This is a genomic window from Moorena sp. SIO4A5, from assembly GCF_010672005.1.
In the GTDB taxonomy this organism is placed as follows: Bacteria; Cyanobacteriota; Cyanobacteriia; order Cyanobacteriales; family Coleofasciculaceae; genus Moorena.
Map to the genome: position 1 here is coordinate 1 of NZ_JAAHHZ010000256.1, position 6,733 is coordinate 6,733.

8 protein-coding genes are annotated in these 6,733 nt (G+C 38.9%); 5 read left to right on the forward strand and 3 right to left on the reverse strand.

Features of this window, described 5'->3' with window-relative positions; all coding sequences use genetic code 11:
* Positions 1-97 precede the first annotated feature (97 nt).
* Entirely contained in the window at positions 98-229 is a 132-nt protein-coding gene (locus tag F6K57_RS34135) for a hypothetical protein (protein ID WP_293072359.1), read from the reverse strand.
* 406 nt (positions 230-635) lie between these two features.
* On the opposite strand from F6K57_RS34135, the gene F6K57_RS34140 reads away from it, so the two are divergent.
* The 5 genes from F6K57_RS34140 to F6K57_RS34155 all read left to right on the forward strand — a co-directional run bounded on the left by F6K57_RS34140 (position 636) and on the right by F6K57_RS34155 (position 5,721).
* On the forward strand, positions 636-1,838 hold the full coding sequence (locus F6K57_RS34140; RefSeq protein ID WP_293072360.1) for a hypothetical protein: 1,203 nt from the start codon (positions 636-638) through the stop codon (positions 1,836-1,838).
* Between the two features lie 50 nt (positions 1,839-1,888).
* A complete protein-coding gene (locus F6K57_RS34145; protein ID WP_293072361.1) occupies positions 1,889-3,880 on the forward strand; it encodes a WD40 repeat domain-containing protein in 1,992 nt (663 codons plus the stop codon).
* A gap of 20 nt (positions 3,881-3,900) precedes the next feature.
* A complete protein-coding gene (locus F6K57_RS42275; RefSeq protein WP_364305267.1) occupies positions 3,901-4,137 on the forward strand; it encodes a CD225/dispanin family protein in 237 nt (78 codons plus the stop codon).
* Positions 4,138-4,181: 44 nt separating this feature from the next.
* The gene (locus tag F6K57_RS34150) at positions 4,182-4,619 is read left to right on the forward strand and encodes a DUF2752 domain-containing protein (RefSeq protein WP_293072362.1); all 438 of its coding nucleotides are present in this window, start codon (positions 4,182-4,184) and stop codon (positions 4,617-4,619) included.
* A 100-nt stretch (positions 4,620-4,719) separates the two neighbouring features.
* The gene (locus F6K57_RS34155) at positions 4,720-5,721 is read left to right on the forward strand and encodes a hypothetical protein (RefSeq protein ID WP_293072363.1); all 1,002 of its coding nucleotides are present in this window, start codon (positions 4,720-4,722) and stop codon (positions 5,719-5,721) included.
* 41 nt (positions 5,722-5,762) lie between these two features.
* On the opposite strand, the gene F6K57_RS34160 is transcribed toward F6K57_RS34155, so the two are convergent.
* Positions 5,763-5,987 carry a DUF433 domain-containing protein gene (locus F6K57_RS34160; RefSeq protein ID WP_287254276.1) on the reverse strand — a complete coding sequence of 75 codons (225 nt, stop codon included), beginning with the start codon at positions 5,985-5,987 and terminating at the stop codon, positions 5,763-5,765.
* 112 nt (positions 5,988-6,099) lie between these two features.
* Positions 6,100-6,733, reverse strand: a 634-nt coding sequence (locus tag F6K57_RS34165; RefSeq protein ID WP_293072364.1) for a DNA cytosine methyltransferase, incomplete at its 5' end; no start/stop codon positions are given.

Here is a 6,733-nt window from a genome sequence, read left to right on the forward strand (position 1 = left end):
CTCTTGATAGGGCGTTGCAACAGTTGTTGGAAGGGTTGCAGTGATTTTGGAGTGGGGGATCCCCCCTAACCCCCCTTAATAAGGGGGGGATTTGAGATTAAGGGGGGATTTGAGGAAATAGTTGTATGTGTGCGATCGCTAACTGCGCAGTTTGCGATCGCTCTTTTATGGGCTGGTGAGCAATGTAGTGCGTCAGTGCAATAGTTTTTTCCAACCCTTGCATTTTCACCAAAAATGTGTTAACACAATAGTCAATTGCGTAGGGTGAGTTAGGGGCGGTCGTCCTAATTTTTCGCCTAGAGCGCCAGGGTTGGTAAAGCCCGCCCGATTGTAACGGGCAAGATGCCCGTTACACCCACCGGGTCAAACAGCAAACATGAGATGCACCCTCTTGGTTGGTAAGACCTGTGGGAAATCAACCTGATATTGAAAATTTCCTGCATAACTTGTGATGATTAGCCGGATAAATCTATAGATACTTAAAAATTAGCTATCACTACTCAGGATTCAGTCGGTAGTGCATTAGCTGAATACTGACCATAAGCCCAGTTTTTAAAAGAACCTTTGTTCGGCGACATCTCTGAGATCAATCTGGGTGGTTTTACCTCACGCTGTCCTATAATTTACCCTACACCATGAAAACTTACAAAATATTAACTTTAGGAGCATCTGGTGCTGGCAAGACTGTATTCCTTGCCAGTATGTTTAAGTCCCTATCCATCCAAGGGGAACATGGATTCTATCTTGAAGTTGAGGATTTCACACAACAGAAGCGACTGACTGATATTTATACAAACTTGATTATTGGAAATTGGCCTGATCCAACGAAATATAAGGAGATATCCGAGTGGACATTTACGTGTTGTGTCAAGAATCGTAATCTGGAAAACTTTCCAATTTGTCAGTTTAGTTATTTTGATTATGCTGGCGGACGATTAACGGCGATCGACGAAAACGCTCATGAGCTACAAGCAATAATCAGACAAGCTGATGCAATTTTGGGTCTTTTAGATGGTCAAAAAATCCAGGCATTACTGACCAATAGCAATGAAGACAATAAGATTGATAATTTTTTAAACACAGACTTACCAGCACTAATCAACTGGATGTCGCATTCTCAAGCACCAATTCAGTTCGTAATCAGCAAATGGGATTTGCTGGAAAATAATTTTGGTTTACAAGAAATAAGCGATCGTCTCCTGGAAATTCCTGAGTTTAAAAAATTAGTTCTTGAACGAAATAGAGAAAGTTCTCCAGTACGCCTTATTCCAGTAAGTTCAGTTGGTTTTGGTTTCGCAACACCTCAACCTGATGGCAGTATGAAAAAGATTGCTGGCTCAATTCCACGTCCTTTTCACATGGAAGTTCCTATGTCTTGTGTGATACCGGATCTTGTGGAGAAAGAGATTCAGGTAAAGATTCAGTACCTCATTGCTCTTAGTAACGAAAAGATTCGAGAAGATAGTGAATTTAATAAATTACAATTACTCAATAACTTCTTAAAGGGTATCTTGAAGTTCGATATATTGATTGATATGATTGTTGAGTTTTTGGTATCAAATTACCTAGAGGAAGATAAGGACAATATACAACTAGAGATTATTAAAAAAACAATTTTCAACAAAATTGATAATTTTGTATTAGCAAAAATAAGAAAACAAGTTAAAGCTAATGACAAAAAAATAACTGAATTGAATGAATTGCGTCAAAAACGAGATGAAAGTATCCAAAAAATTCAAGATAAAACAACAGCCCTTAAAAGTGCTGTGACAAGTTTTTTGTATATTAGCAATAAACTTAGCCAAGATTTTTATGACTCTGAAATAATCATAGATTAACTAAAGTAATAGATGTCATCCTTATCAAAGCCAAGATTCCAGCAATGACTATGAAAAATTACAATATTATTACTTTAGGAGCATCTGGGGCTGGTAAAACTGTATTTTTGGCTAGTCTTTTTAAGCAATTATCGATTCAAGGTAAGGAAGGCTTTTTTCTGAAAGCTCCCAAAGATCAGCAGGATAAAGAACTCTGTGAAATCTATTCCCAAGTTGTCGGGGAAGGTGACTGGCCTCGTAGAACAAGGGATATAACTAAGTGGGAGTTTATTTGTTGTGTCAATAATCCTAATCTTGAAAAATTTCCAGTTTGTCAGTTTACCTATATTGACTATCCAGGAGGATTAATTACAGATATATTACCAGATGAAGAATTAGAAGATAAAAGAATTTTTGTTGATTTTAAAAAAGAAGTTCCTAAGGCTGATGCAGTCTTGGCGATTATTGATGGTCTCAAATTATTTAAATTCATGGAAGACCAAGACCTAAATACTCCAGATGTTCAGGATTGGTTGCTTAGGCATTTATTTCACATCATGGGATTGTTAGATAGATGTAAAAAAGACACACCAGTTCATTTTATCATTAGTAAATGGGATCTGCTTGAAAGTCGTTATCAGCTCTCAGAATTAAGAGAAAGCTTATTAGAAAAAGTTCCTGAGTTTAAGGCTGTTATTCACAATAGAGTCAATGCTGGTTGTCCAGTGCGTCTGATTCCTATAAGTTCTATTGGTTCGGACTTTGCCACCCTCCAGCCTGATGGAACGATGAAAAAGAATCCTGGCGCAATTCCTAAACCGTTCCAGTTAGAGATTCCTATTGCTTGTGTCTTGATTGATCGAGTAAATGCTTATATTAATACTTTACAATCAGGCCATCAAGACAGTGATCAACAGATTCAAGATAAAAATATATTTTTATCTTTGTACGAGCAAATTAAGTCTTTTTTAAATCCACAATCTGACTTGCCTATTCCCAACCGGGAAGAACGTTTGCAACAGGTCAAGGATGAGGAAACTGCACTTAATTACTTGGTTGGTACTTTCGTAGATCATCTCCAAAAATTTGAGGTAAATTTTCCCGCAGCTAATTTGGGAGGAGAAATTATCGACCGGGAACCTGTAAATCTCCTCAATAAAAACTTATTGAATCCAACTCTAATTCGTACGCTGAAAGGACACCGAAACGTCGTGTGTTCCGTTGGTTTCACATCCAATGGACAAACCTTGTTCAGTTCGAGTCATGATCGAAGCGTTCGATTTTGGCAAGTTGTATCGGGAAAACAATTACAAGGAATGGTGCGTGAAAGGTCAGGTTGGGTAAGGGCAAATCTGAGTCAAGACGATAAACGACTATTTACCAGCTGTGAAGATAATACCATTAAGGTTTGGGATGCCAATAAATGCAAACGCATATACAAACCATTGAAGGGACATTCTGACCTTATTAATGCGTTTGCGGTTAGTCCCGATGGGCATACACTGATCAGTGCTAGTCGGGATAAAACTGTAAAAGTCTGGCAATTAGAAACTAATGGAGGTAAACTCATCAACAGTTTAATCGGACATCAAGGCTCTGTTTACGCCCTTGCTGTTGCCCCCGGTTGGCGCATTTTCGCTAGTGGTGGTAGCGATAAGAGAGTATTACTTTGGGAACTCGACACTGGCAAATTACTATATAATTTGGGCGATCATCCTGGTTTTGTCAAGGTTTTAGCCTTTAGTTCCGATGGTAATATTTTGGTTAGTGGTGGTTATGGCGGAACACTCTATGTGTGGGATCCGAAAACCCGCAATCGGAGGTATGAGTTGACAGGACATACCGGAGCAATTTTTTCCCTCGCTATTAGTCCAGATAACCGCATCCTGGCCAGTGGAAGTTATGATTGCACGATCAAGCTGTGGGATTTATCAACCGCAACTCTACTCTCTACTCTAACTGAGCACACTGGTCCTATCACTACCCTAGCATTTAGTCCAGATAATCAAAGCTTAGCTAGTGGCAGTTTCGACAGAACGATTAAAATTTGGAAACTTGTATAAACCTTAGTTCAAGTAAACCTATGCACTCCCATGTTCCTAACTATCTACCGCAAGCGATTTTAGTAACTCTATTCTGCTGTGTACCTTTTGGAATTGTTGCAATTGTCTACGCGGCTCAAGTTAATACAAAATTAACATTAGGAGACGACGAAGGCGCAGTTACAGCATCAGAAAATGCTAAAAAATGGTGCTGGATTAGTTTTATATCCGGGGCAATAATTATGGTTTTATATATTTACTTCGTATATAGTTATTAAAACCCTAAACCAAAAATCCACTAAACGTTCACAATCATAGTCTCATGAAAAAAACATACTTATATTCTCTGTCTGCCATAGCTAGAAGAAAATTGAAGGTAAAAGTTTTATCATCAATTATTTTAGGTTCAGCTATAATTCTGTATTTTTTTGATCCTGCTATACCAGGACAACTTTACCCTCCTAGTCCATTTCGGACGTTAACTGGTTTGTATTGTCCGGGCTGTGGCACACTGCGAGGACTTCATCAATTACTTCATGGTAATCTCTGGGCAGCCTTTGGACTGAATCCCCTGATGGTGTTGTCATTGCCTTACCTAATCTACTCCTACATTTGCTACAGTTTACCTGTGTTCACAGGACGGAAAGTTTCCCAAATTTTCATCAAACCGGCTTGGATTTGGTGGATGTTGAAAATAATTTTAGCCTACTGGATTTTGCGGAATATTCCCTTCGCTCCTTTTTCCTGGCTTGCTCCTTAATGAAACGTAATTTAAGAGTTCATAGCTACGCCAACTCGATCAGGGCAACGAGTTGCTTGTCATCAATCAATGTAAAAACTAAATTTATTAAATTGTAACTATGAGTATTAACGCTTGGCCTTTTTTAGTAAGCCGTAACCGCTATCTTGACTACAGAACAGTGGTCGCTCCTGATTTCATCTGTGATGCTAAGATTCCTAACTTACTGGCGAGAGTAACGGATGGAGATTTAACCGAACCAGGAAAAGGATTTATCAGGCAAATTGTTGGAACAGAAGCCGGAGATTTTACCATAGTTTTTAGAATCATCCAAGCCACCGAAAAAGACCTTAACTCTAAAGAAGGAGATGATATCCTAAAAGATGAATTTGGTAGAAAAATTGATATAATTGAGGGGATAGTTGTTAAGGGTATTAAGAGCAAAAATCAGGTTAATATTTCCAATCAAAACATTGAGGACGTTCATCAGCGACTGACAGAAGGTTACACAGAATTTTGGGAGCATATCAAACCCCATCCAGCCATTCCTTCCAGTATGCTTTCCTTAAGTAGTATGGATGATTCGAGTAGTCCTTTACTACTCGAAGAATTAAAACCATTCCAGGTTAACTCTAAACCTCAAAAGCTAGAGATTGATCAAAAGGAAGATAATTCGATCATACCGAGGAAACCCCTAATTAATTTTAGAGTTATTATACTAATCGCCCTAGGAATCCTGGGTATGTCCTTTTTAAGTATTGTAATTGGAAAATATATCTCGGAAAAAGTATATCACTGTACTACTACTGAGGAAATGCAGATAAAATTTGATAGTAAAAATAACATCAGTGATGTTCTCAAGAAGAAGCTACAAAAATACGACAAAAAAAAATCAACAATACTTCTTGAAGGCTCTTTAAAAGTCAAATCCAGTAAACAATGGGAATTTTTGACAACGAGAGAAAAACTCGATAAATCTAACTATACGATTAACCTCAAGGGAGATAGATTACAGTTACAAGATTATCCTCTTGACTTAGCAATCGTTCAACTTGCCAAACAGAAAGTTGTTGAAGAAACTACTATCAAGGCAAAAATTATAAACAGAAAGGAGTGTAACTAAAGTTGCAATCCCAGGCGACAAATTTGCGTCTACCCAAATTGTCATGGAACTAGCACCGGATGATTAAGCTTACGTGAGGCATAGAGAAGCGCTGCCTGCAAATCATTTGCCTCTAAATCAGGCATTTCTGCTAAGATTTGCTCAGCAGTAAGTCCAGCTGCAAATAAATCGAGTATATCCGATACTCTAATTCTCATACCGCGAATGCAAGGGCGACCACCGCACTGTCTTGGATTAATGGTAATTCTTTTAAGCAAATCTGACATATATAGCAATTCTTAGAGTCATGAGGACAAAGCTTATCCCTTTAAGGCAAAAGGCAAAAGGCAATAGGCAATAGTTAAGAGGGTTTGAACCGATGCAGCGTGGCACAGGCTTCTAGCCTGTGGTGGCACAGACTTCGACCCTGGGACGTAGCGCATTAGCTGAATGCTTACCTTGATCGGTTTTATTGGTTTCCATCAGGCTATTAAGCAAAACTTCTGTATTTTTTAAAGCTGGGCTCATAGCCCCTGCCTTTGTAAGCAAAAAGCCCAGCATGCGACCTTCATTGTCTTGATCGCCCTCGAAGCCATAATCATCACGGATATGTTCAGCAAATACACGAGCCAAAATTGGTGGAATTGCATTGCCTATTTGCTGGATTTTATGAGAGGCATTCCCACAAAATACAAAATCATCTGGAAAGGTTTGAATTCGTGCTGCCTCTCTTATCGTTAAAGGTCTGTTTTCGACTGGGTGTATTAACTCTCTGGTGGCAGCACCAGTGATGGTTAAGCTCGGCTCATTTCCAATCAGTCTTTTAAGTCCCGATGGCGCTCCACCTCGCTTTTCTGTGGGCATGCCATCAGCAACGCGCCTATTTGCTCTCTTCTTAAATGACTTATGCTGTAGTTCCTCTGGCAAATCCTTCATGGTTTGACCTGGCTTTAAGGCAGTAATTCTTTTTAGCTGGATGCCGTTAATAATTGGGTAGTAATGGTCGGATATTTGTGTGGCATTTCCACGAATA

Bases quoted from the DNA above. Each gene is read 5' to 3' on its own strand.
- F6K57_RS34140 (WP_293072360.1), top strand. From the start codon at position 636: ATGAAAACTTACAAAATATTAACTTTAGGAGCATCTGGTGCTGGCAAG.
- F6K57_RS34145 (WP_293072361.1), top strand. From the start codon at position 1,889: ATGAAAAATTACAATATTATTACTTTAGGAGCATCTGGGGCTGGTAAA.
- F6K57_RS42275 (WP_364305267.1), top strand. From the start codon at position 3,901: ATGCACTCCCATGTTCCTAACTATCTACCGCAAGCGATTTTAGTAACT.
- F6K57_RS34150 (WP_293072362.1), top strand. From the start codon at position 4,182: ATGAAAAAAACATACTTATATTCTCTGTCTGCCATAGCTAGAAGAAAA.
- F6K57_RS34155 (WP_293072363.1), top strand. From the start codon at position 4,720: ATGAGTATTAACGCTTGGCCTTTTTTAGTAAGCCGTAACCGCTATCTT.
- F6K57_RS34160 (WP_287254276.1), bottom strand. From the start codon at position 5,987: ATGTCAGATTTGCTTAAAAGAATTACCATTAATCCAAGACAGTGCGGT.